We start from the raw sequence: 22,145 nt of genomic DNA on the forward strand, positions 1-22,145 counted from the left end.
GAAGGGTCGTGCGTGAAGGCCGTCATCGCCGTCGCAGGAATGGGAACGCGCTTCTTCCCCATCTCCAAGACGATCAACAAGTGCATGCTCCCGATCCTCGATCAGCCCGTCGTCGCGTACGCCGTCGCCGACTGCCTGGCCGCCGGAGCAGACCAGATCGCGATCGTTACCGGCTCAGGCGAGACCGGCCGACAGGTCCGCCACTACTTCACCGAAGACACCGGCCTCAAGGACTTCTTCACCGCCCGCGGCTGGCAGGACAAATACCAGTCCGTCGCGCATCTCCACGACCAGGCCCACTTCACCTTCATCGAGCAGCCTCGCGACGGCCGCTACGGAACCGCCCTGCCCGTCATGCTCGCCGCCGACTTCATCAACAGCGACGACTTCCTCCTCCTCGCAGGCGACGACCTCCTCCTGCGCGCCGACAGCGGCCACGACCTCGCCGACCTCACCACCGCCCGCACCACAGCCGGCACCCGCGGCGCCATCGCCGCCGCCACCGTTCCCGGCGCCACCGCACACCGCTACGGCATCCTCAGCCCCAAGACGAACACCCGCGGCCACCAGGTCCTCGACTCCCTTGTCGAAAAGCCCATCAATTACCAGGCGACCACCGCATTCATCAACATCTCCCGCGCGCTGCTCTCCGGCGAGGCCGTGCCCTACTTCGACAAGCTCCAGCCTGCGGCCTCCAATGGCGAGTATCGGGCCACTGACGCCATCGCCGCCTACGCGCGTGACCACGACGTCCTGATCCACCCCGTGACCGGGCAGTACCACGACTGCGGAAACACCGCCGGGTGGCTGGCGGCGAACAACGCGGCCGCGGTCGCTCGCGGCATTACCCTGACGTGAGCGTGCAGGCTCAGACCCGTACGGGCACGCCCGCCGTGCCCGTACGCACCAGCGCGGTCATCCTCGACGGCCGGCAGATGTGTCTCATCCACCGTCGCCGCCCTGCCGGAGACCAGTACTCCTTACCCGGCGGCCTCGTCAACGACATAGAAGAGATCCCGGCAGCACTCGCCCGAGAGCTCCACGAGGAACTGGACCTCGACCTCAACGAGGTCCCCGAGGCGCCGCAGCTTCGCTGGGTGCAGGACCAGATCACCAACCGACCGGGGGCAGACAAGCCGCTCCGACGGCTCCACCTAATCCACCTGATCCATCTACCTCCGCACGTCCGCCGTACCCTCGCCGACACCGAGCAGGACGCCGAGGACCACACCCGAGTCATCTGGGCGGACTACCGCGAGGCAGTGGACCTGCACCTCTACCCTGACATCCGAACGGCCTTGAACTGGCTACCCACAGTGCATAGGCCCACCGCTCCGGTGCTTTTGGAGCCGATGACCGACCGCACATACAAATGGCGGTAACAAGGCCATCTGCGCCGGCAAACCAGACACGGGCTGGCACGCCGGAGATCAATATCGGCCGCTTCGGCCGTGTCATCGTCACCGGCCGCGACCTCGGCTGTAGTGACCCGCGCCGAGCACCTTCTCGTCGGCATCGAGGTCAACGTCGAGCCCACACCGGATTACGGTCTCGGGGGAAATTGAGCTTCGGGCGTGCCGGCCTGGCGGCTCGGCTGGTGGGTGATCAGCGGGCGGTGTCGCGGACGAGGACGAGTTCGGTGCTCGTCCGGCGGTGGGTGGCCCGCTGCGCGGATCGGTCGGAGACGAGTGAGGCGATCGCGAGATGGGTCTCGGCGTAGGTATCGCGGCGTCCGTACGGTCCTTTCATGTCACGGCCCGACCGGAACGATCACCATGTCCGCCGAGGCCGTAAAGCAGTGGACAGCCCTCCAATGTTGGGCGAGCATCTCCGCGATGAATGACGAACCTCTCTCCACCCCCAAACGCGTCCGCTTCGTCGAGCTCAGCGCAAAGGCGCTGCGGGCGCTTGCCGACGGTGACCTCGCCAGCGGCAGCGCCGAGGCCGGAGTCGCCCTTGACGAACACTTCGTCGGTGACCGGGCCCGCTGGATCTTCGGCTACCGCGCCGACCAGCTCGCCGAAGACCCGTCTGCCGCGCCCTGGATCACGCGGGCAGCGGTGTCCGAGCCGGACGGGGTCGTCGTCGGCGACGCCGGGTTCCACGGGCCGCCGGACGAGGCCGGCATGGTCGAGGTCGGCTACACCGTCGTGCCCGGGTACCGCCGCCAGGGCTACGCCCGCGCCATGCTGAGGGCGCTGCTCGTCAGGGCTGCCGCCGACCCCGGTGTTAGGACCGTGCGCGCCAGGATCGGATCCGACAACACCGCCTCCCTGGCCTCCATCGAGGGCTTCGGCTTCACGCGCGTCGGAGAGCAGGGGAACGAGCGCGACGGACTCACGATCATCTTCGAGGTTCCGGCAGACGCGATTCAGGCCGGGTAACTTTACGACCTCGACGCACACGGTGATCGCCCCGGTCGGTCCGTGACATGAGAAGGGCCGCACGGGTTGGGTGAGTTGTGAAGCTAGCCTGGGCCCGTGCGGCCTGTTCCCATCCTGCCCTGTCCGGTGTCTCACGAGTACATTTCGGCGAGTTGCTCGCCGAGCTCGCCAGTGGGTGGGAGGCCGCGCGGCAGTCCGCGCTCCGCGAGGCCCGGGGCGGGGAGCGTCGGCGAGTGAAGGGGGCCGGCCGAAAGCCCAAGCTGGTTTTCCTCGATCGGTTGCTGGTCACCCTGGTCCATCTGCGCCATCAGTTGCCGCACGTAGTGCTCGCCGAACTCTTCGAGGTGGATCGCTCCACCGTCTCCACGGCCATCCGCCAGGTCCGCCCGTTGCTGGCGGCCCGTGGTTTCGCAGTGCCCGACCGGCCCGGCCTGCGACTGAAGACACTGGAGGACGTCTTCGCCTATGCCGAGGCGGAGGACGTTGAGCTGCGGCTCGACGGGGTCGAGACCCAGGTCCGCCGCCCGCAAGCCGACCGCCCCGGGCGCCGGGCGTTCGTTTCCGGCAAGCGCAAGCAAAACACCATCAAGACCACCACGTTCAGCGACGGCCAGGGCCGCCTGCTGCTGTCCGGCCTGGTCCGCCCGGGCCGGATGCACGACCAGACCGCCGTGCGCACCGAGGGCATCTCCGAGCAGTTCCGCATCCGTCCCGGCGTGAAGGCAAAGGTCGATTCCGGATACCTCGGGCTGGCCAAGGAGTTCTCTGGCCAGGTCAGCGCCCCGCCGAAGAAGCCCAAGGACGAGGCGTGCGACGGTGACAAGCACGCCTGGCACGAGACACGGCGGCGGCAGTCCTCGGCAAGGATCTGTGTGGAGCACACCAACGCCGAGCTCCGCCAGTGGGCACCTCTGCGGCGGTTCACCGGACGCCGCGATAGCTACGCCGAGACCCATCTCGCGATCGCCTCACTCGTCTCCGACCGATCCGCGCAGCGGGCCACCCACCGCCGGACGAGCACCGAACTCGTCCTCGTCCGCGACACCGCCCGCTGATCACCCACCAGCCGAGCCACCAGGCCGGCACGCCCGAAGCTCAATTTCCCCCGAGACCGTTAGATCCCGTGATCCCATCAACTCCCGGGCAGGCAGTGGTGCAGCTCATCGAAACGCGCCCTGCATGTTGTCCTGGCGGCCGCGGTGCGGCCTGCTTCGTGTCGTCGGGCCCCGGTGCCACTAGGGTTAAAAACTTCATGAGGCCGAGGCGGAAGGCACTTCTGTGAGCAGTGGCGCATCTCGTCCAACGGTCGGCGCCGTCGTCCTTACGATGAACGACCGCCCCGAAGACTTCCCCCGGGCGATGGCCTCGCTTCTTGCACAAAAGGGCATCGACCTGGATGTCGTTGTGGTCGGCAACGGCTGCGTCCCCGAACAGGTACCCGCAGGCGTGCGCACCATCGCCCTCGCGGAGAACGTCGGCATCCCCGAGGGACGCAACATCGGCGCCACCGAGGTCAAGGGCGACTACCTGTTCTTCTTCGACAACGACGCACAGCTCCCCGCCACCGACACCCTGGCGCGACTCGTCGCAGAGTTTCCCCGCGACCCCCAACTCGCGTACGCGCACCGCGCATTTGCGACCCCGTCACCGGCGTGACCCTGCGGCGCTGGGTACCGCGCCTTCGCGCATCCGACCCGACGCGCCCCGGCGTCGTCACCGTCATGGCCGAAGGCGTCGTCATGGTCCGCCGCAACGCCTACGACCGCGCCGGCGGCTGGCCGGGCCACTTCTTCCTCTTCCACGAGGGAGTCGAGCTGGCCTGGAGGCTCTGGGACCTCGGCTGCCACGGCCGGTACGTGCCCGACATCGTCGTCCACCATCCTGCGACCGACCCCGACCGGCATGACACTTTCTACCGGCTCAACGCCCGCAACCGCGTCTGGGTCGCCCTCCGCAACCTTCCTCGCCCCCTCATCCCGCTCAACCTCGCCACCTGGGCCGTGATCACCCTGTGGCGTACACGCGACCGCGAGGCCTTGCGCGTCACCATCGCCGGATTCCGCGAGGGCATCTCCGGTGGCCAAGGCCGTCGACGCCCCATGTCCTGGAAAACCGTTGCCCGACTTACCTTGGCGGGCCGGCCGCCGAGCTTCTGACGGCTGGGACCGAAGCTTGTCCGCGGAACAGTCGGCCCGCACGGGACGCCCCCGTGGTCCGCTTCCGCGCGCCCCGGTGACCTGGTGGGCCCGGCCAACGCCCGCGGAGGCCGCCCCGGCGTCGTCGTCACCCCGTGCACCGACCAGGCTGAGGTCGAAGCACGGGCCGATCACCCTGACGGCCCTATTCGCATCGGCATTGAACGACAGAACGCACCAGGGGTACCACGCACTCGCGCGGTACCCCTGCTCGTGTCCGTACAGGCTCAGGCCAGGCGGGCCAAGATGGCGGTCATGTCTTCGTAGCCGGCTTGGACGCCGGTGGCGTTGCCCAGGCGGTGGCGTTCCAGCAGGATCGCGCCGAGGTGGAGGGCCTCGTAGACGTGTCGGCGGAACTCGGCCGCGGGGGTGGAGACCTGGGTGCCGTAGGTGTCGAAGAAGGCGAGGCGCTCGTCCGGTTTCGCTCTGGCCATGCGCAGGGTCCAGTCCGCGTCCGGGTCTCCCCACCAGGTGCGGTCCATGTCGAGGATTCCGGTGAGGGTCGGGACCGGGGCGGCCGCCGCGAGCATGGTGTTGACCGTCCACAGGTCCCCGGTCAGCAGCCGGGGCACCGTGATCTCGTCCAGGATGCGCGCCCCGGCCTGGGCGGCCTGGGCGGCCTTGCGTAGGTCGGCCGCGTCCAGGCCGCAGCCCTCGATGTCCTCGGCGATCAGGTGCAGGGACGCGGCGACGGCCTCGCTCCAACGAGTGTGACCGGGACCGTTGACCGGGCCGAAGTGGGGGCCGGACACCCCGTGCACCGCCGCCGTGATCTCCCCCATCTGCCGGAAGAACGCCCCGTGCGTCTCCTTCGGGTACGAGCCGAGCAGCTCCGGCGCCGGGGTGCCGGGCAGGAAAGACTGGATCATCCAGTCCCGGCCGATGACGGACTGGGTGAAGTCGGCCGCCAGGACCCGCGGCATCAGATCGGCGATCGGCGCGAGCCACGGCACCGACGTGTACTCGGAGCGCATGAGCTCCCTTTCGGAGCGGAACTGCCGGTCCGGCTCCGGCGCCACCCGCAGTACGACCGGCTCTTCGCGGTCGGCCAGGTCGAGGCGGTAGGTGCTGTTGTACATGCCCCCGCCCAGTTCGGTTGCCGCCACGACCTCGGTGCTGGGCCCGAATGCGCGCTGGGCGACCGCCAGGATCTGGCGATCGGTGAGGCCCATCTGAAATGCATTAGCGGAGCGTTCGATGACTTGAAGTTTCATGGGACTTCCTTCCGTGCCGTGAGGAACTGCTGGGAACTGGACTGATCGCTTGGCGGGGTTGCTACCGCAGGTTCAGCCCCTCCGGCTGCGGGGCCGGCCGTTGTGCTCCAGAACGATGCCGAGCTGCCAGGGCTGCGTCGCGGCGGCGATGCCGATGGCCCGGCGGTTGGCGTGAGGGCTGGTGGCGTCGGCCGCCGCGACGTGATGCTCGCGGGACAGCGTCAAGAGCGTGATGAGCTGACTCAGCAGGGGAGGAGGTCGTCACCATGCGACGACAACGCCGCGACGTGACCGCCGGTCACACTGGTACGGCCTCGTCGGCGCTTCGCCGGCGTCCTTGTGGTCGGTTCGGCGCTGCCGCCCTTACGCCGGTAGTCGTGGGGGAAGCCTAGGGGGAAGCCTGGGGGGAAAGGTGGGGGGAAGCCTGGGGGGAAGCCTAGGGGGAAGCGGTATTGTCGGTGGTTTTGCATTTTGCCTGGCCAGGGGCGGTTTTCTGAGTGGTGAGTGGGCGGACTTATATGTCTGGAGGGGTGGGGTGGTGTGCTGACGCGAGTGTCTGGATGGCCTTCGGCCGAGTAGTCGGGGGAGGGCTTGTGCTGCTGCGGCTGGTCTCGAGGGTCATCGGTAGCAGGAACACGTCGCACATGGCGTTGGGCTGCTTTGCGTGTGCCGGTTGCTCGGAGGGCGGCCGGTTCGCATGGGGGTGGGGGAGCGTAAAGGGAGTTGCTCGGGCCGGACGCGAGGAGCGGAGAGACGCGAGGCGTGGCGAGATGAGTGTGGCCGACGCCCACTTCCGCTGGAGAGCGGGTGGCAAGGGCGCCGGCCGACCGAGGAACACACCACGAGAGAACCCGCTGGCGTCATCAGGGCGAGCATAGCGCTCCGGCGGCGTGTAGCCGGGAACGGAAGTGCACTTTTAGTGCGGTACATTTTTCGTGTTCGTGGGCCCGTCCTGAGGCGGACCCCATGCACTGGCGCGCCGGCGCGCCGCTTATCGGGAGGTCGGGATCGTGATTCGCGCTGGACGAGTCGCCGTGGGACGGCAGGAGCTTGCCGACGCGTTGGGGATGAAGTGGGCTGCCTTCCGACGGGCCAAGCCCTACAGCGCGGAGGACTTTCCCGCGCCGGTCAGCTCTGCGGAAGGGAAGGTGCTGCTGTGGGACCTGGAGCAGGTCGAGGCATACCGTGACGGCAGGCCACAACCGGCGATCCCGTCGGGCGAGGATGACCGCGACCTGCTCGACCGCCGCGAGGCTGCAGACCTGTTGAATGTGCAGCCGCGCAGCTTCGACACCTACAAGACCGACCCCCGCCTCGCGGACCACGTCGTCGTGGTCGGCGGCGCCGAACACTGGCCCCGCGCTGTCCTGCGCGCCTATGACGCAGCCCGCGGCACCGTGACAGGCCCCCGGGGCCGGCCGAAGGGATCAGGCGACATGGTCCCCCGAGACCTGCTCCCCGGCCGTATCGCCGAACTCCTCGACGCCAACCCCGCCGTGACCGCCGCCCATGCCGTCGACGTCCTCGGCATCTCGACCCCGGCCGCGCAAAAGCACCTGCAACAGGAGCGGGCGGTGCGCATCGCCGCGCTGATGCGCACCGAACCCGGTCTCGACGCCGAAGAAGCCGCGGATCGCCTCGGCTACCCGCCGGCACTCCGCCGCACCGCCCTGAAAACCGCTCAGCAGCTCTACGACACCCCCTGACACCCAACTTCCCCTGAGGGGGGTCACAGCCGCCCGGCCGTGACCCCCCTCAAAGCGTTTTCTGCCCTGTGGGGGCGGGCGTCGTGGGTCCGGTGCCGGCGGGGTGGGTGGCTCCGCTTCGCTGCGCCACCCACCCCTTCCTGCGGCCTGACGCGCGCTCCGCAGCGCGTCAGGACCGAGCGCTCCGCGCTCTCCGCAGGCGCCGCGTGCCGGTCTCCGCTGCGCTGCGCCCGGACCGAGCGCTGCGCGCTCTCACGCGCTGCGGGGCCGTGGCAGTCGGGCGCCCTGGTCCGCTTCGCTCCCAGGGTGCCCTCGCTTCGCGCTGCCTCGCCCCTTGCCCTCGGCGCTTCGCGCTGAGGGGCGGCCGGCCTCACCCCCACTGCCCGCCCCCACAGGGCAGAAAACAGCCTGTGACCTGCGGATACATCACTCTTTCGGGCAGGCCGGGCAGGCCGTTTCAGCTACTCATTGCGCATTAAATCCAGTAGAATTCTCTTGTCGGTAGGGGAAGCAGCAAAGTCCCCCTGCCGAAGAACCTCACCCCCGTTCAAAGGAGAACCATGTCTTTCGTGCATGCGGCTGCTCCGTATGCGGTGACGATCCGGCCCGACGGCTGGTTCGTACTGGCTGATTGGACCTCCACCGCGTCGGCGGCAGCCGGCGCCCTGAACTGCCGGCTCGCCCGCCCTGTCGCGGTGAGCGCTCAGCTGACGATGTGGGTGGACGAGGACGCCGTATCGCACGGCCTTCCGTTCAACAGTGGGGCCGCGAAGGTACTTCGCGTGCTTGGCGCCGTCGTCGCGGCGTTGTCGTCGCATGGTGACGACCTCCTCCTGCTGAGTCAGCTCATCACGCTCTTGACGCTGTCCCGCGAGCATCACGTCGCGGCGGCCGACGCCACGGCCCTCACGCCAACCGCCGGGCCATCGGCATCGCCGCCGCGACGCAGCCCTGGCAGCTCGGCATCGTTCTGGAGCACAACGGCCGGCCCCGCGGAGGGGCTGAACCTGCGGTAGCAACCCCGCCGAGCGATCAGTCCAGTTCCCAGCAGTTCCTCACGGCACGGAAGGAAGTCCCATGAAACTTCAAGTCATCGAACGCTCCGCTAATGCATTTCAGATGGGCCTCACCGATCGCCAGATCCTGGCGGTCGCCCAGCGCGCATTCGGGCCCAGCACCGAGGTCGTGGCGGCAGGACCGAACTGGGCGGGGGCATGTACAACAGCACCTACCGGCCTCGACCTGGCCGACCGCGAAGAGCCGGTCGTACTGCGGGTGGCGCCGGAGCCGGACCGGCAGTTCCGCTCCGAAAGGGAGCTCATGCGCTCCCGAGTACACGTCGGTGCCGTGGCTCGCGCCGATCGCCGATCTGATGCCGCGGGTCCTGGCGGCCGACTTCACCCAGTCCGTCATCGGCCGGGACTGGATGATCCAGTCTTTCCTGCCCGGCACCCCGGCGCCGGAGCTGCTCGGCTCGTACCCGAAGGAGACGCACGGGGCGTTCTTCCGGCAGATGGGGGAGTCACGGCGGCGGTGCGCGGGGTGTCCGGCCCCCACTTCGGCCCGGTCAACGGTCCCGGTCACACTCGTTGGAGCGAGGCCGTCGCCGCGTCCCTGCACCTGATCGCCGAGGACATCGAGGGCTGCGGCCTGGACGCGGCCGACCTACGCAAGGCCGCCCAGGCCGCCCAGGCCGGGGCGCGCATCCTGGACGAGATCACGGTGCCCCGGCTGCTGACCGGGGACCTGTGGACGGTCAACACCATGCTCGCGGCGGCGCCCGGTCCCGACCCTCACCGGAATCCTCGACATGGACCGCACCTGGTGGGGAGACCCGGACGCGGACTGGACCCTGCGCATGGCCAGAGCGAAACCGGACGAGCGCCTCGCCTTCTTCGACACCTACGGCACCCAGGTCTCCGCCCCCGCGGCCGAGTTCCGCCGACACGTCTACGAGGCCCTCCACCTCGGCGCGATCCTGCTGGAACGCCACCGCCTGGGCAACGCCACCGGCGTCCAAGCCGGCTACGAAGACATGACCGCCATCTTGGCCCGCCTGGCCTGAGCCTGTACGGACACGAGCAGGGGTACCGCGCGAGTGCGTGGCACCCCTGGTGCGCGTTCTGTCGTTCAATGCCGATGCGAATAGGGCCGTAGGGTGATCGGCCCGTGCTTCGACCTCAGCCTGGTCGGTGCACGGGGTGACGACGACGCCGGGGCGGCCTCCGCGGGCGTTGGCCGGGCCCACCAGGTCACCGGGGCGCGCGGAAGCGGACCACGGGGGCGTCCCGTGCGGGCCGACTGTTCCGCGGACAAGCTTCGGTCCCAGCCGTCAGAAGCTCGGCGGCCGGCCCGCCAAGGTAAGTCGGGCAACGGTTTTCCAGGACATGGGGCGTCGACGGCCTTGGCCACCGGAGATGCCCTCGCGGAATCCGGCGATGGTGACGCGCAAGGCCTCGCGGTCGCGTGTACGCCACAGGGTGGTCGCGGCCCAGGTGGCGAGGTTGAGCGGGATGAGGGGGCGAGGAAGGTTGCGGAGGGCGACCCAGACGCGGTTGCGGGCGTTGAGCCGGTAGAAAGTGTCATGCCGGTCGGGGTCGGTCGCAGGATGGTGGACGACGATGTCGGGCACGTACCGGCCGTGGCAGCCGAGGTCCCAGAGCCTCCAGGCCAGCTCGACTCCCTCGTGGAAGAGGAAGAAGTGGCCCGGCCAGCCGCCGGCGCGGTCGTAGGCGTTGCGGCGGACCATGACGACGCCTTCGGCCATGACGGTGACGACGCCGGGGCGCGTCGGGTCGGATGCGCGAAGGCGCGGTACCCAGCGCCGCAGGGTCACGCCGGTGACGGGGTCGCAAATGCGCGGTGCGCGTACGCGAGTTGGGGGTCGCGGGGAAACTCTGCGACGAGTCGCGCCAGGGTGTCGGTGGCGGGGAGCTGTGCGTCGTTGTCGAAGAAGAACAGGTAGTCGCCCTTGACCTCGGTGGCGCCGATGTTGCGTCCCTCGGGGATGCCGACGTTCTCCGCGAGGGCGATGGTGCGCACGCCTGCGGTACCTGTTCGGGGACGCAGCCGTTGCCGACCACAACGACATCCAGGTCGATGCCCTTTTGTGCAAGAAGCGAGGCCATCGCCCGGGGGAAGTCTTCGGGGCGGTCGTTCATCGTAAGGACGACGGCGCCGACCGTTGGACGAGATGCGCCACTGCTCACAGAAGTGCCTTCCGCCTCGGCCTCATGAAGTTTTTAACCCTAGTGGCACCGGGGCCCGACGACACGAAGCAGGCCGCACCGCGGCCGCCAGGACAACATGCAGGGCGCGTTTCGATGAGCTGCACCACTGCCTGCCCGGGAGTTGATGGGATCACGGGATCTAACGGTCTCGGGGGAAATTGAGCTTCGGGCGTGCCGGCCTGGTGGCTCGGCTGGTGGGTGATCAGCGGGCGGTGTCGCGGACGAGGACGAGTTCGGTGCTCGTCCGGCGGTGGGTGGCCCGCTGCGCGGATCGGTCGGAGACGAGTGAGGCGATCGCGAGATGGGTCTCGGCGTAGCTATCGCGGCGTCCGGTGAACCGCCGCAGAGGTGCCCACTGGCGGAGCTCGGCGTTGGTGTGCTCCACACAGATCCTTGCCGAGGACTGCCGCCGCCGTGTCTCGTGCCAGGCGTGCTTGTCACCGTCGCACGCCTCGTCCTTGGGCTTCTTCGGCGGGGCGCTGACCTGGCCAGAGAACTCCTTGGCCAGCCCGAGGTATCCGGAATCGACCTTTGCCTTCACGCCGGGACGGATGCGGAACTGCTCGGAGATGCCCTCGGTGCGCACGGCGGTCTGGTCGTGCATCCGGCCCGGGCGGACCAGGCCGGACAGCAGCAGGCGGCCCTGGCCGTCGCTGAACGTGGTGGTCTTGATGGTGTTTTGCTTGCGCTTGCCGGAAACGAACGCCCGGCGCCCGGGGCGGTCGGCTTGCGGGCGGCGGACCTGGGTCTCGACCCCGTCGAGCCGCAGCTCAACGTCCTCCGCCTCGGCATAGGCGAAGACGTCCTCCAGTGTCTTCAGTCGCAGGCCGGGCCGGTCGGGCACTGCGAAACCACGGGCCGCCAGCAACGGGCGGACCTGGCGGATGGCCGTGGAGACGGTGGAGCGATCCACCTCGAAGAGTTCGGCGAGCACTACGTGCGGCAACTGATGGCGCAGATGGACCAGGGTGACCAGCAACCGATCGAGGAAAACCAGCTTGGGCTTTCGGCCGGCCCCCTTCACTCGCCGACGCTCCCCGCCCCGGGCCTCGCGGAGCGCGGACTGCCGCGCGGCCTCCCACCCACTGGCGAGCTCGGCGAGCAACTCGCCGAAATGTACTCGTGAGACACCGGACAGGGCAGGATGGGAACAGGCCGCACGGGCCCAGGCTAGCTTCACAACTCACCCAACCCGTGCGGCCCTTCTCATGTCACGGACCGACCGGGGCGATCACCGTGTGCGTCGAGGTCGTAAAGTTACCCGGCCTGAATCGCGTCTGCCGGAACCTCGAAGATGATCGTGAGTCCGTCGCGCTCGTTCCCCTGCTCTCCGACGCGCGTGAAGCCGAAGCCCTCGATGGAGGCCAGGGAGGCGGTGTTGTCGGATCCGATCCTGGCGCGCACGGTCCTAACACCGGGGTCGGCGGCAGCCCTGACGAGCAGCGCCCTCAGCATGGCGCGGGCGTAGCCCTGGCGGCGGTACCCGGGCACGACGGTGTAGCCGACCTCGACCATGCCGGCCTCGTCCGGCGGCCCGTGGAACCCGGCGTCGCCGACGACGACCCCGTCCGGCTCGGACACCGCTGCCCGCGTGATCCAGGGCGCGGCAGACGGGTCTTCGGCGAGCTGGTCGGCGCGGTAGCCGAAGATCCAGCGGGCCCGGTCACCGACGAAGTGTTCGTCAAGGGCGACTCCGGCCTCGGCGCTGCCGCTGGCGAGGTCACCGTCGGCAAGCGCCCGCAGCGCCTTTGCGCTGAGCTCGACGAAGCGGACGCGTTTGGGGGTGGAGAGAGGTTCGTCATTCATCGCGGAGATGCTCGCCCAACATTGGAGGGCTGTCCACTGCTTTACGGCCTCGGCGGACATGGTGATCGTTCCGGTCGGGCCGTGACATGAAAGGACCGTACGGACGCCGCGATACCTACGCCGAGACCCATCTCGCGATCGCCTCACTCGTCTCCGACCGATCCGCGCAGCGGGCCACCCACCGCCGGACGAGCACCGAACTCGTCCTCGTCCGCGACACCGCCCGCTGATCACCCACCAGCCGAGCCGCCAGGCCGGCACGCCCGAAGCTCAATTTCCCCCGAGACCGTAATCCGGTGTGGGCTCGACGTTGACCTCGATGCCGACGAGAAGGTGCTCGGCGCGGGTCACTACAGCCGAGGTCGCGGCCGGTGACGATGACACGGCCGAAGCGGCCGATATTGATCTCCGGCGTGCCAGCCCGTGTCTGGTTTGCCGGCGCAGATGGCCTTGTTACCGCCATTTGTATGTGCGGTCGGTCATCGGCTCCAAAAGCACCGGAGCGGTGGGCCTATGCACTGTGGGTAGCCAGTTCAAGGCCGTTCGGATGTCAGGGTAGAGGTGCAGGTCCACTGCCTCGCGGTAGTCCGCCCAGATGACTCGGGTGTGGTCCTCGGCGTCCTGCTCGGTGTCGGCGAGGGTACGGCGGACGTGCGGAGGTAGATGGATCAGGTGGATTAGGTGGAGCCGTCGGAGCGGCTTGTCTGCCCCCGGTCGGTTGGTGATCTGGTCCTGCACCCAGCGAAGCTGCGGCGCCTCGGGGACCTCGTTGAGGTCGAGGTCCAGTTCCTCGTGGAGCTCTCGGGCGAGTGCTGCCGGGATCTCTTCTATGTCGTTGACGAGGCCGCCGGGTAAGGAGTACTGGTCTCCGGCAGGGCGGCGACGGTGGATGAGACACATCTGCCGGCCGTCGAGGATGACCGCGCTGGTGCGTACGGGCACGGCGGGCGTGCCCGTACGGGTCTGAGCCTGCACGCTCACGTCAGGGTAATGCCGCGAGCGACCGCGGCCGCGTTGTTCGCCGCCAGCCACCCGGCGGTGTTTCCGCAGTCGTGGTACTGCCCGGTCACGGGGTGGATCAGGACGTCGTGGTCACGCGCGTAGGCGGCGATGGCGTCAGTGGCCCGATACTCGCCATTGGAGGCCGCAGGCTGGAGCTTGTCGAAGTAGGGCACGGCCTCGCCGGAGAGCAGCGCGCGGGAGATGTTGATGAATGCGGTGGTCGCCTGGTAATTGATGGGCTTTTCGACAAGGGAGTCGAGGACCTGGTGGCCGCGGGTGTTCGTCTTGGGGCTGAGGATGCCGTAGCGGTGTGCGGTGGCGCCGGGAACGGTGGCGGCGGCGATGGCGCCGCGGGTGCCGGCTGTGGTGCGGGCGGTGGTGAGGTCGGCGAGGTCGTGGCCGCTGTCGGCGCGCAGGAGGAGGTCGTCGCCTGCGAGGAGGAGGAAGTCGTCGCTGTTGATGAAGTCGGCGGCGAGCATGACGGGCAGGGCGGTTCCGTAGCGGCCGTCGCGAGGCTGCTCGATGAAGGTGAAGTGGGCCTGGTCGTGGAGATGCGCGACGGACTGGTATTTGTCCTGCCAGCCGCGGGCGGTGAAGAAGTCCTTGAGGCCGGTGTCTTCGGTGAAGTAGTGGCGGACCTGTCGGCCGGTCTCGCCTGAGCCGGTAACGATCGCGATCTGGTCTGCTCCGGCGGCCAGGCAGTCGGCGACGGCGTACGCGACGACGGGCTGATCGAGGATCGGGAGCATGCACTTGTTGATCGTCTTGGAGATGGGGAAGAAGCGCGTTCCCATTCCTGCGACGGCGATGACGGCCTTCACGCACGACCCTTCGACGGGCGGCCGGCCTGAGTGATGGTGGGGCCGGTCCGCTGGGGGCAGGGCGGCCCAGTGTACGCAGGCGCAGCCGTGAGTCTGTGAAGGCGCAGGCGAAGGGCGGGGCAGTCCCACGACGAACGGCGTGGGACTGCCCCGCCCTTGGGTGGTGGGTCAGGATGCGGTGGTGCGGGGCATCGGCAGGCTGACGCTCTGGCGTACGTCGGCGGCTGCGGCGAGGGAGCTGGCGGCGGTGATGCGGTCGAGGGCGGGGGTGGGGCGGGCTTCGGGATTGAGTCCGTGGCGCGCTGCCTGGCGGTATACGGCGGTGAGCATGGCGTCGTAGTCGCGTGGGGTGCCGACCTGGCCGTCCACGTAGCGGTGGAGGGTGGCGATGCCCGTCTCGGCGATGGTGTGGCCGGAGAGCTGGAGGGCTGCGAGGAGGTCGGTGTCGAAGGACAGCTCCCGGTCACTCACGCGCGCCAGGGTGGTACGCAGGGCGGTGGTGTTGAAGGCTTTGAATCCGGCTTGGGGGTCGGTGATGTCGAGGGCGAGGAGTTCGCCGACGGCTTGCTGGTAGAGGGTGGCGGTGGCCGGGGGGCCGGCGGGCGGGTAGTAGCCGGCGGAGTCGGGCTGGCGGCGGGAGCCGATGGCTGAGCCGGTGCCGGGTGTGGCGAGGGCGTGGAGGAGCAGGCCGAGTTGGTCGAGGGGGTAGGTGAGGTCGAGGTCGGTGTAGGCGAGGTGCGGGTATCCGGCTTCGGCGAGTTGGGTCAGGCCCCACAGGACGGCTCCGCCCTTGGCGCTGGCCGGGTCGGGGCGGTGGGCGATGGTGTGCCGGATCTGTAGCTGTCCGGGCGGAAGGGCGGCTGTGGCCGCGGTGGAGGAGGCGGCGTCGGGGTCTTCGTCGACGAGGAGGAGCTCGGCGCGGGCGTTGGGGTGGGCGGCCAGGAGCCAGGCAAGTTGGGCGGTCTTCGCCACCAGTGCGTCCTGTCCACCGGCGATGCGGGCGGCTTCGCCGCGCATGGGGACGACGATGCCGATGCGGGGCGCGGTGGGGTGGGCGGTTAGGTGGGCTTTGGAGCGGGCGGCCTTGATGGCTGCGATGAGGCCGTGGATGTGGAGGGCGCCGGGGATGCGGTCGCGGCGGAGCTTGGCGTGTTCCCGGACGAAGGAGATGAGCAGGGCGTCGTCGAAGTGGGTCAGCGGGGAGTGGCCGCGGTTGCCGGTGAGGTGGTCGGCGATGGTGTGGATGAGGGTGCGGCCGGTCTCATCGGTGGCCCAGCACTGGTCCGGGGTCGGGGTGTCGTTGCCCTTGGGGCAGATGGTGCGGACGTGGGTGGTGAGGAGGTCGTATCCGGCGACGAGGGCACGCTGGACGGGGTCCCACAACGCGCCGTCGGCGGTGGTGGCCGCGGCGTCCCACGCGGCGCCCCACAGAGGTGTGTGGGTACGGGCGGCGCGCTGGGCGGCGGTGACCTGCTGCCAGCGGGCGTGGACGGCGGGCCAGGGGCAATCGGGTTCGGTGCCGGTGGCGAGCGCGGTGCCGGCGAGGTAGGCGAGGGCGAGGGCTTGTCCGGCGAGTTCGGGGGTGGTGGCGGCGGCGGTGAGGGCGTCGTACCAGAGGTCGGCGGCCTGGGTGAGGCCGCCGGTGTGTGCGGCGATCTCGGCGATCGTCTTGGTGCGTAGGGCGGTGAGTTCGGCGTTCATGCGGCCCTGGCAGGTGCGGTGGAGCGCGGCGTCGGCGGCGAGATCGAACGGTGTGGTGGCTGGGCTGGCGGCGCGGCGGGCGCCGAGGAGGATGGCGAGGGCGGCGTCGGCGGGCCCGGCCAGGGCCGGGGTGGTCAGAAGCGGGGCGAGGAGGTCGTGCAGGGCGGTGGTGTCGACGGAGGCGGCCATCGCGGCGAACTTGGGGCTGCCGAGGACCGCGTGGTCAATGGTCTCGGGGCGCACGGCCAGGGCGGCCATGGCGCGGGTGAACTTGTGGCAGCCGTCGCCGTCGGGGAAGAGGACGGTCTTGAGGCGGGCGGCGGGCTGCTTCAGGTCCGGGCGCGCCACGATGAGATGGGCGAGCGCGGCGGGGGGCAGGTCGGCGCGGGCGTCGAGGGCGGCGGTGATCCGGTCGGCGGTCGCGGGTTCGGTGATGGAAAGTAGTGCGGCCAGGACGGCCGGGTCAGGGTCGGCCGTGGCCGCCAGGAGCACCGCGACCTCGGCGTCCGGCTCGGTGGGCCGCTGGGTGAGCGGACTGTCGGCGAGCGGCAGGAACATACGGGCGAAGGTGTGGGTCATGAGAGCTTCCCGGCGACGAGGTCGGCGGCCTGTCGGGCCGTGTGGACGGGGGACAGCAGGTTCTGGCGCAGGAAGGTGCGCTCGAACTGGCTGAGCTTCGCGTGGACGATCGTGGTGACGGGGTTGATGTCCACCCGGCTGCCGGTGCGGCCGATGCGCTCCAGCAGCTGCCCGACCTGTTCGGCGGTGGGCATGGTGGCGGCGGCGCAGGCCTGGTGCTGGGCGGCGGGGCAGCGCAGTCGGCAGTTGGTGGCCGGCAGGTCGTAGTGGCCGTTGTAGTCCGGCAGGTGGCTTCCGCGTTCGACGGAGCGGCCGCAGGAAGAGCGCTTGAGCACCGCGGGCCGCTCGCCTGAGGGGATGTCCGAGAAGACCTCGTCGAACATGGCCATGATGCGGGTCTCGGTCGCTGAGGTGAGGAGCTTCTTGCCGGCGGTGAAGCTGCCCTGGGGCAGCGGCAGCCCGTACTCCATGAAGGAGCGGGCGTGATCGTCGGCGAACTTCAGGCCGCCCAGGACCACGGTGCGGGCCCCAGCCTCCTTGAACACTTCCCACACGTGCCGCAGGTGCGCGTCGCTGGTGTTCAAGCCCTCCGCGATCGGACGGTAGTAGGCGAGCACGTTGAGCCTGTCCGACTGCAGGATCCTGGCCAGGAAGTCGATACGGCGCTGACGGTTCGGCGGCTCGACGGATTCGGGCATCGCCGAGTAGCAGACGTTGATGTCGAGGTCGACGTGAACCAGGGACTCCAGCGCCCGAATCTTCTCCTCCGGCAGGGCGTGCTTGGTGATGCACGACACCCGGTTGGTCAGCCCCAGGTCGTCTAGGAGCTTGAGCGTGCCCCAGGTGCGGTCCCACAACTTGGGCAGGAAGGCTTCGCTGGTGGACATGTGCAGGCCGATCGGGGTGATGTGCGGGGTGAACCAGGGGTGCGCAAGGAGCCGCCGGACGGCTTCTTCGGCGCCGATGAAGCCGTCCGGCTCCCAGGCATTGACGTATCCGTACACGGTGTCGCCCTCGCGCCGGTAGCAGTAGGCGCAGCCGAGCGGGCAACCGATTCCGAAGTCGACGGAGACACCGCCCTTCATCTGGGACACCAGGTAGCGGGTGTTCAGCCCGTCCGGGCCCGCCTCGGACTGCCAGGCGGCGATCTGCTCCGACGACGCGAACGGCACGAACCCGGGCGGGAGCTCCTCCTTGAACGCCAGCGGCGCCCACGGGGTGCCTACCGGCCCCGGGAACGCGTAGGCACACCGCAGGACGAAGTGCAGGGCGTCCCTCTCCGCCGGGGCGAGCCCGTGTGCGCCGGTCAGGGGGGCCAGGACACGAGTGGGCAGTTCCTGCAGGGGGACGCGTCGTCCGGTCCGTTCGGTCAGCATCCGCTGGTCGGCGGCGGCGCCGAGCGCCTGATGAAGCTGGCCAACGCACAGCCTGCTGGCGGCGGTCAGGACGGGGTAGGGGTCGGCCAGGTCGAGCAGGCTCTGCAGGACGCGCCCGGCCCGTGGCCGGGCAGCGCGGTCCAGGAGCAGGCCGGGTCCGTCGGCGGCGAGGTCCTCAAGGGTGGTGGGCGGTGCGGTGGTCATGATCGGGTGTCCTCTCCGGCCGGTGCAGGCGTACGGATCAGGTGGGGTGTGGTCCAGCCGGTGGGTGCCTCAACGTGCCCCTCGCCAGCGGCGATGAGGGCCAGCACGTCGTCCTCGTCGAGGCTGATACCAGTGGTCTTGGAGCGGGTGCGGCTGACCCAGGCCCGGTCGCCGGGCATCCGGGCCCCGTCGGCGCGGACCTGGGCGGCGACCGCTTCGACCCCGGCAGCCAGGTGAGCGGCTGCGCCGAACCGGCGGGGGTCCACCGCCAGGCACAGCAACCCGCGGCCCTCCGAACCGACAGGCAGGGGACTGCTGGCGGTCAGTGAACCCACCAGCAGCTCCAGCAGGATGGCCAGGGCTTGTCCGCGCTCACCGGAAGGCAGGAGCGCGGCCGCATCGGCCGGATCGAGGACCGGGCGGCCCTCGGCATCCACGGCGCTGCCCGGTGGAAGGGGGCGGCCGGTGGCCGCCCGCCGGTGCAAGGCCCCCCAGGACATCGCGCCGGCTGCCATGTCGAGCAGCACTGGTTCCTGCGGATCCGGTCCAGGGATCGCAATGGCCAGGGCCGTGTTGCCCAGCACCGGTTGCCCGGTGCCGCCGTGCAAGGCCACGCTCGCGGACGAGGTCTGGGCCGCAAGGAGCACGATCAGCCCGTGACGGGCGGCCCAGGTCACGTACACGCCGAGCGCCCCGGCGTGGCCGGTATTACGCACGGTCGCCACAGCCGCCCCACTCCGGCGGGCGCGCACGGCGCAGACGCCAACAACGTGCCGGGCCGCGACCGGGCCGGGTGCCAGGTCCCCGTCCAGGGCAAGACAGGCCGGGCTGTCGCCGCGCAGGGTGATCTTCGGGCGGGGGTTGAGGCGGTCGGAGCGGAGCTTGGAGAGATAGCCGGGCGCGAGCCGGGAGCCATGTCCCGTGATCCCGCGCAGATCCGCCTCTACGTGGGCCTGGGCCATGGTGCGGCCGCCCTGCCGGGTCATCCCGGCAGCCCGGTAGAGCTGCTGGAGGTAAGTGGTGAGCTCGATGACCGGAATCTGGATCACCACAACTCCCCTCGCGGGAGCCGGCCGCCGGCGCGGAAAAGGATCTTGGCCGCGACCTCGGCGCTCGCACAGTGCGGGCTGTAGGCGGCGATCAGCACGTCGGCACCGGAGCCCGCCAGGTCCTCGACGTCACCGAAGGCAACCTGCACGACGGGCACGGCATGACCGGCCAGTCTGTTGGACTCGGCCGCAGCTCCGCTGATCTGCCCCGGCCCGCGACCTGTGTCGTAGCCGTACACCACCACAGCGCATGCCTCGGCGGGGATGTCACCGCCCGCCTCCACAGCGAGCGCCGTTCGGCGTTCACCGAAGATCCCGGGGAAGACATCCGGCGCGTGGCGGGCACTGTCGGCACGGCGCTCCCCTTGATCGGGCACACGGAACAAGGCGATCGGCCGGGCGCCCTTCGGCAGCGGCAGCAGGCCCTCCCCTCGCATCACCGTGACCGACCGGGCCGCGACCTGATCGGCGACTCCTGCTGCGTCAGAGTTCGCGGTCTGCCACATGGGCAATGAGGCCGGCGGTGTGTACCCGAAGCGGTCCTCCAGCTCCCGGACCCGCGCTGCGGACACGGTGATCCGGGCCGGATCGATGCGGCCTTGAAAGAAAGCTTCGGTGAGTCCGTCTACGACGGCCGAGCGCCGTTTCCCATCTGCCGTTGTCTGCGGGCCGTGGTGACCGCGAGAGATCTCCGAGTCCAGCATGACCACGTCGACCCCTGCGGCCACTGCCGCTACGGCGGCCTCCACCAGCCCGCCCAGCGGTCCGTGGACGGCGGGAAGGGACAAGTTCTCGCTGACGATGACCCCGCCGAAGCCGAGACCGTCGCGCAGAAGCCCGATCACCCGGGCCGAGGCGAGCGCCGGCTCAGTATCGAGTTCACGCACCACGTGGCTGCCCACCATGACGCAGGCCACTCCGGCCTGAACGGCGGCTTCGAACGGCACCAGGGCTCCGGGCGCCAGTCGTTCCACGACCGGCACGGTGTGGTGCGGATCCGCCGCCACCCCGCCCAGCCCCGGGAAGTGCTTGGCGGTAGCGGCGACCCGTGCGCCCTGCAGGCCCCGGACGAATCCGGCCGCGAGGCGCCCCGCCATCACCGGATCTGCGGAGAAGGCCCGGGTGCCTACCGCGGAAGTCGACGGTGTCGTGCCCAGGTCGCAGACTGGGGCCAGATTCCAGCACAGCCCTACCGCGCGCAGCTGGCGGCCCATCGCAGCGCCCGCGAGCTGGGCCAGCTCGGCCGAACCGGCTGCCCCAAGCGCCGCATTTCCCGGGAACTGGACGGTCTGCGCCCAGTCCAGGGCATTGAGCCGGCCGCCCTCCTGATTGACGCTGATCAGCACAGACCGCTCACTGTCAGCCGCGCCTTCGATGATTTCCCTCATCCGCTGAGCGCTGGTGGCCTGGTCCTTCCCGATCCGGGCCCACCCGCCGGGTACCCCTGCCAGCGGCCGACCGGGCCGCACCAGAAGCTCGACCTGCTCCCGTACGTCCGATTCCTGCTCGGAGGCTGGATGTCGTGGCATGCCTCGCCCTCCTCAACACCTTGGTGATTCCGCCGCGACCGGCGGTAGTCCAAGGAAACCGCCGGACATGACTCCGGCAGGAGGCACACAAGGGGGCCAACAGATCGCAGACCGCGCGCAGTTGTCAGCCCCTGGGCATACGCTCGGAAGTTCGGATCGGCGGAAGCCGACCGGGCAAGGCAGCATCACGGAAAGGCGTGTGCCGTGACCGCGACTCACCGTCGGACCAAGCCACCCAACCTCGATCTCAAGAGGGTTCTCGAAGCCAGCGGGGTGAGCAGGGAAGGGCTGGCCCGCCGCGTCAACCAACTCAGCCGGCAGGGCGAGAAGGGGCGGGGATACACCCATACGAGTGTCTCGAACTGGATCGACCGTGGCATGGTGCCCCGCCCGCCGGTACCCGACCTCATCGCCGCTGTGCTGGGAGAACGCCTCGGCCGACGGGTGGGGCTGGACGAGATCGGCATGGGCAAGCTACGGGAGAAGGGGGCAGATATGGGCTTGGATTTCCCGCGAGATCCCGATGACGCCCTGCGTCTGTCCATCGAATACTGGAGCAGCATGCACCGCCGCACTCTCCTGACCGGTGGCCCACTGGCCATCGCCGCCTACCAAACACCCGTCAACCGGTGGCTCGCCAACCCAACCGACCCCCCACTCCCCCGCCAAGGCGACCAACGCGTCGGCCGCGCTGATCTGGACGAGCTGTGGCTGGCGGCCGAGGACGCCCGTCGGTGGGACTCCAAGTTCGGCGGCGGAAACGTGATGGCCTCTTCCGTCGGGGAATGCCTGCAGAACCGGGCCGCACCCCTGCTAAGCGGCACCTTCACCGAGACGATCGGCGCGGAACTCTTCACCGCCACCGCCGAACTGGCCAGGATCGCCGCGTGGGCAGCCGTGGACATGGGCCACCACGACGTAGCACAGCAGCACTTCATCCAGGCGCTGCGCCTGGCGCGCAGTGCGGGAGACGTCCAGGCCGGCTCCTACGTGCTGGCGACGATGAGCCTGCACGCCTACCTCCGCGGGCACCTGTCGGAAGCCATCGACATGGCCGAAGGCGCCTACGAACGCGCCAAGCACTCCGCCGCCCCACGGGTTCTGGCATTCGCACGACTCGCCGAGGCCCGCGCGCACGGCCGCGCCGGCGACGCCAAGTCGGCTGCCCGCGCCCTGGCGGCCTCCGAGGACCTACTCTCCTCCATCCGTCCCGGCACCCGGGACCCCGAATGGCTCAGTTACCTCACCCACGCCCGGATCAGCACCGACGCCACGGAGATCTACCGTGACCTGAGCAACCTGAAAGCGGCACAGCGCTGGAGCCGGCAGGCCGACGCCATGCCCGCCGG

Annotated in this window: 20 protein-coding genes and 2 pseudogenes; 10 read left to right on the top strand and 12 right to left on the bottom strand. The window is 69.7% G+C overall.

Going from position 1 to position 22,145, the window contains the following annotated elements:
- The first annotated feature begins 12 nt into the window (after positions 1–12).
- Positions 13–858 (top strand): sugar phosphate nucleotidyltransferase, encoded by an 846-nt coding sequence (locus ACV7NM_RS33240; RefSeq protein WP_463413780.1) that lies wholly within the window; start codon positions 13–15, stop codon positions 856–858.
- Positions 855–1,382: an NUDIX domain-containing protein gene (locus tag ACV7NM_RS33245; RefSeq protein ID WP_463413781.1), complete on the top strand. Its 528-nt coding sequence runs from the start codon at positions 855–857 to the stop codon at positions 1,380–1,382. Before ACV7NM_RS33240 ends, ACV7NM_RS33245 begins: the two co-directional genes overlap by 4 nt.
- A gap of 223 nt (positions 1,383–1,605) precedes the next feature.
- Here the strand turns inward: ACV7NM_RS33245 and ACV7NM_RS33250 are convergent, their stop codons facing one another.
- Positions 1,606–1,749 (bottom strand): hypothetical protein, encoded by a 144-nt coding sequence (locus ACV7NM_RS33250; protein WP_463413782.1) that lies wholly within the window; start codon positions 1,747–1,749, stop codon positions 1,606–1,608.
- Between the two features lie 86 nt (positions 1,750–1,835).
- On the opposite strand from ACV7NM_RS33250, the gene ACV7NM_RS33255 reads away from it, so the two are divergent.
- The 3 genes and pseudogenes from ACV7NM_RS33255 (at position 1,836) to ACV7NM_RS33265 (ending at position 4,540) form a co-directional block, all read left to right on the top strand.
- Entirely contained in the window at positions 1,836–2,384 is a 549-nt protein-coding gene (locus ACV7NM_RS33255; RefSeq protein WP_463413783.1) for a GNAT family N-acetyltransferase, read from the top strand.
- A 152-nt stretch (positions 2,385–2,536) separates the two neighbouring features.
- Positions 2,537–3,439 carry a transposase gene (locus tag ACV7NM_RS33260; RefSeq protein WP_463413784.1) on the top strand — a complete coding sequence of 301 codons (903 nt, stop codon included), beginning with the start codon at positions 2,537–2,539 and terminating at the stop codon, positions 3,437–3,439.
- A gap of 223 nt (positions 3,440–3,662) precedes the next feature.
- Positions 3,663–4,540: pseudogene (locus ACV7NM_RS33265) on the top strand (glycosyltransferase family 2 protein).
- 266 nt (positions 4,541–4,806) lie between these two features.
- Here ACV7NM_RS33265 and ACV7NM_RS33270 read toward each other — a convergent pair.
- A complete protein-coding gene (locus ACV7NM_RS33270) occupies positions 4,807–5,793 on the bottom strand; it encodes a phosphotransferase family protein (protein WP_463413785.1) in 987 nt (328 codons plus the stop codon).
- A gap of 72 nt (positions 5,794–5,865) precedes the next feature.
- Positions 5,866–6,018, bottom strand: a complete 153-nt coding sequence (locus tag ACV7NM_RS33275) for a hypothetical protein (RefSeq protein ID WP_463413786.1) — start codon at positions 6,016–6,018, stop codon at positions 5,866–5,868.
- Between the two features lie 809 nt (positions 6,019–6,827).
- Between ACV7NM_RS33275 and ACV7NM_RS33280 the strand changes: the two genes are divergently transcribed.
- From ACV7NM_RS33280 to ACV7NM_RS33290, 3 genes are all read left to right on the top strand, one after another.
- Positions 6,828–7,499 carry a hypothetical protein gene (locus tag ACV7NM_RS33280; protein WP_463413787.1) on the top strand — a complete coding sequence of 224 codons (672 nt, stop codon included), beginning with the start codon at positions 6,828–6,830 and terminating at the stop codon, positions 7,497–7,499.
- A 560-nt stretch (positions 7,500–8,059) separates the two neighbouring features.
- On the top strand, positions 8,060–8,515 hold the full coding sequence (locus ACV7NM_RS33285; RefSeq protein WP_463413788.1) for a hypothetical protein: 456 nt from the start codon (positions 8,060–8,062) through the stop codon (positions 8,513–8,515).
- A gap of 794 nt (positions 8,516–9,309) precedes the next feature.
- Positions 9,310–9,564, top strand: coding sequence for a hypothetical protein (locus tag ACV7NM_RS33290; protein ID WP_463413789.1), 255 nt, complete (start codon positions 9,310–9,312; stop codon positions 9,562–9,564).
- 267 nt (positions 9,565–9,831) lie between these two features.
- On the opposite strand, the pseudogene ACV7NM_RS33295 reads toward ACV7NM_RS33290, so the two are convergent.
- The 3 genes and pseudogenes from ACV7NM_RS33295 to ACV7NM_RS33305 all read right to left on the bottom strand — a co-directional run bounded on the left by ACV7NM_RS33295 (position 9,832) and on the right by ACV7NM_RS33305 (position 12,535).
- Positions 9,832–10,708, bottom strand: a pseudogene (locus ACV7NM_RS33295) (glycosyltransferase family 2 protein).
- Between the two features lie 223 nt (positions 10,709–10,931).
- Positions 10,932–11,834 (bottom strand): transposase, encoded by a 903-nt coding sequence (locus ACV7NM_RS33300; protein ID WP_463413784.1) that lies wholly within the window; start codon positions 11,832–11,834, stop codon positions 10,932–10,934.
- A gap of 152 nt (positions 11,835–11,986) precedes the next feature.
- Positions 11,987–12,535: a GNAT family N-acetyltransferase gene (locus ACV7NM_RS33305; RefSeq protein WP_463413783.1), complete on the bottom strand. Its 549-nt coding sequence runs from the start codon at positions 12,533–12,535 to the stop codon at positions 11,987–11,989.
- 86 nt (positions 12,536–12,621) lie between these two features.
- On the opposite strand from ACV7NM_RS33305, the gene ACV7NM_RS33310 reads away from it, so the two are divergent.
- Positions 12,622–12,765 carry a hypothetical protein gene (locus ACV7NM_RS33310; protein WP_463413782.1) on the top strand — a complete coding sequence of 48 codons (144 nt, stop codon included), beginning with the start codon at positions 12,622–12,624 and terminating at the stop codon, positions 12,763–12,765.
- A gap of 223 nt (positions 12,766–12,988) precedes the next feature.
- Here ACV7NM_RS33310 and ACV7NM_RS33315 read toward each other — a convergent pair whose 3' ends face one another.
- From ACV7NM_RS33315 to ACV7NM_RS33340, 6 genes are all read right to left on the bottom strand, one after another.
- Positions 12,989–13,516 carry an NUDIX domain-containing protein gene (locus ACV7NM_RS33315; protein WP_463413781.1) on the bottom strand — a complete coding sequence of 176 codons (528 nt, stop codon included), beginning with the start codon at positions 13,514–13,516 and terminating at the stop codon, positions 12,989–12,991.
- Positions 13,513–14,358, bottom strand: a complete 846-nt coding sequence (locus ACV7NM_RS33320; RefSeq protein ID WP_463413780.1) for a sugar phosphate nucleotidyltransferase — start codon at positions 14,356–14,358, stop codon at positions 13,513–13,515. The genes ACV7NM_RS33315 and ACV7NM_RS33320 overlap by 4 nt, the downstream gene beginning before the upstream one ends.
- A 168-nt stretch (positions 14,359–14,526) precedes the next feature.
- Complete coding sequence (locus ACV7NM_RS33325; RefSeq protein WP_463413779.1) at positions 14,527–16,638, bottom strand: hypothetical protein; 2,112 nt, start codon at positions 16,636–16,638, stop codon at positions 14,527–14,529.
- Positions 16,635–18,218 carry a radical SAM family protein gene (locus ACV7NM_RS33330; RefSeq protein WP_463413778.1) on the bottom strand — a complete coding sequence of 528 codons (1,584 nt, stop codon included), beginning with the start codon at positions 18,216–18,218 and terminating at the stop codon, positions 16,635–16,637. Before ACV7NM_RS33330 ends, ACV7NM_RS33325 begins: the two co-directional genes overlap by 4 nt.
- Positions 18,215–19,267, bottom strand: coding sequence for an Ldh family oxidoreductase (locus tag ACV7NM_RS33335; RefSeq protein ID WP_463413777.1), 1,053 nt, complete (start codon positions 19,265–19,267; stop codon positions 18,215–18,217). The genes ACV7NM_RS33330 and ACV7NM_RS33335 overlap by 4 nt, the downstream gene beginning before the upstream one ends.
- A complete protein-coding gene (locus tag ACV7NM_RS33340; RefSeq protein ID WP_463413776.1) occupies positions 19,264–20,796 on the bottom strand; it encodes a glycoside hydrolase family 3 N-terminal domain-containing protein in 1,533 nt (510 codons plus the stop codon). The genes ACV7NM_RS33335 and ACV7NM_RS33340 overlap by 4 nt, the downstream gene beginning before the upstream one ends.
- 204 nt (positions 20,797–21,000) lie before the next feature.
- On the opposite strand from ACV7NM_RS33340, the gene ACV7NM_RS33345 reads away from it, so the two are divergent.
- The coding region (locus ACV7NM_RS33345) for a sporulation protein (protein ID WP_463413790.1) at positions 21,001–22,145 on the top strand (1,145 nt) is incomplete at its 3' end.

Source organism: Streptomyces sp. Tek67B01, from assembly GCF_055231995.1.

Bases quoted from the DNA above. Each gene is read 5' to 3' on its own strand.
- ACV7NM_RS33305 (WP_463413783.1), bottom strand. From the start codon at position 12,535: ATGAATGACGAACCTCTCTCCACCCCCAAACGCGTCCGCTTCGTCGAG.
- ACV7NM_RS33255 (WP_463413783.1), top strand. From the start codon at position 1,836: ATGAATGACGAACCTCTCTCCACCCCCAAACGCGTCCGCTTCGTCGAG.
- ACV7NM_RS33310 (WP_463413782.1), top strand. From the start codon at position 12,622: ATGAAAGGACCGTACGGACGCCGCGATACCTACGCCGAGACCCATCTC.
- ACV7NM_RS33340 (WP_463413776.1), bottom strand. From the start codon at position 20,796: ATGCCACGACATCCAGCCTCCGAGCAGGAATCGGACGTACGGGAGCAG.
- ACV7NM_RS33250 (WP_463413782.1), bottom strand. From the start codon at position 1,749: ATGAAAGGACCGTACGGACGCCGCGATACCTACGCCGAGACCCATCTC.
- ACV7NM_RS33285 (WP_463413788.1), top strand. From the start codon at position 8,060: ATGTCTTTCGTGCATGCGGCTGCTCCGTATGCGGTGACGATCCGGCCC.
- ACV7NM_RS33330 (WP_463413778.1), bottom strand. From the start codon at position 18,218: ATGACCACCGCACCGCCCACCACCCTTGAGGACCTCGCCGCCGACGGA.
- ACV7NM_RS33270 (WP_463413785.1), bottom strand. From the start codon at position 5,793: ATGAAACTTCAAGTCATCGAACGCTCCGCTAATGCATTTCAGATGGGC.
- ACV7NM_RS33325 (WP_463413779.1), bottom strand. From the start codon at position 16,638: ATGACCCACACCTTCGCCCGTATGTTCCTGCCGCTCGCCGACAGTCCG.
- ACV7NM_RS33290 (WP_463413789.1), top strand. From the start codon at position 9,310: ATGGACCGCACCTGGTGGGGAGACCCGGACGCGGACTGGACCCTGCGC.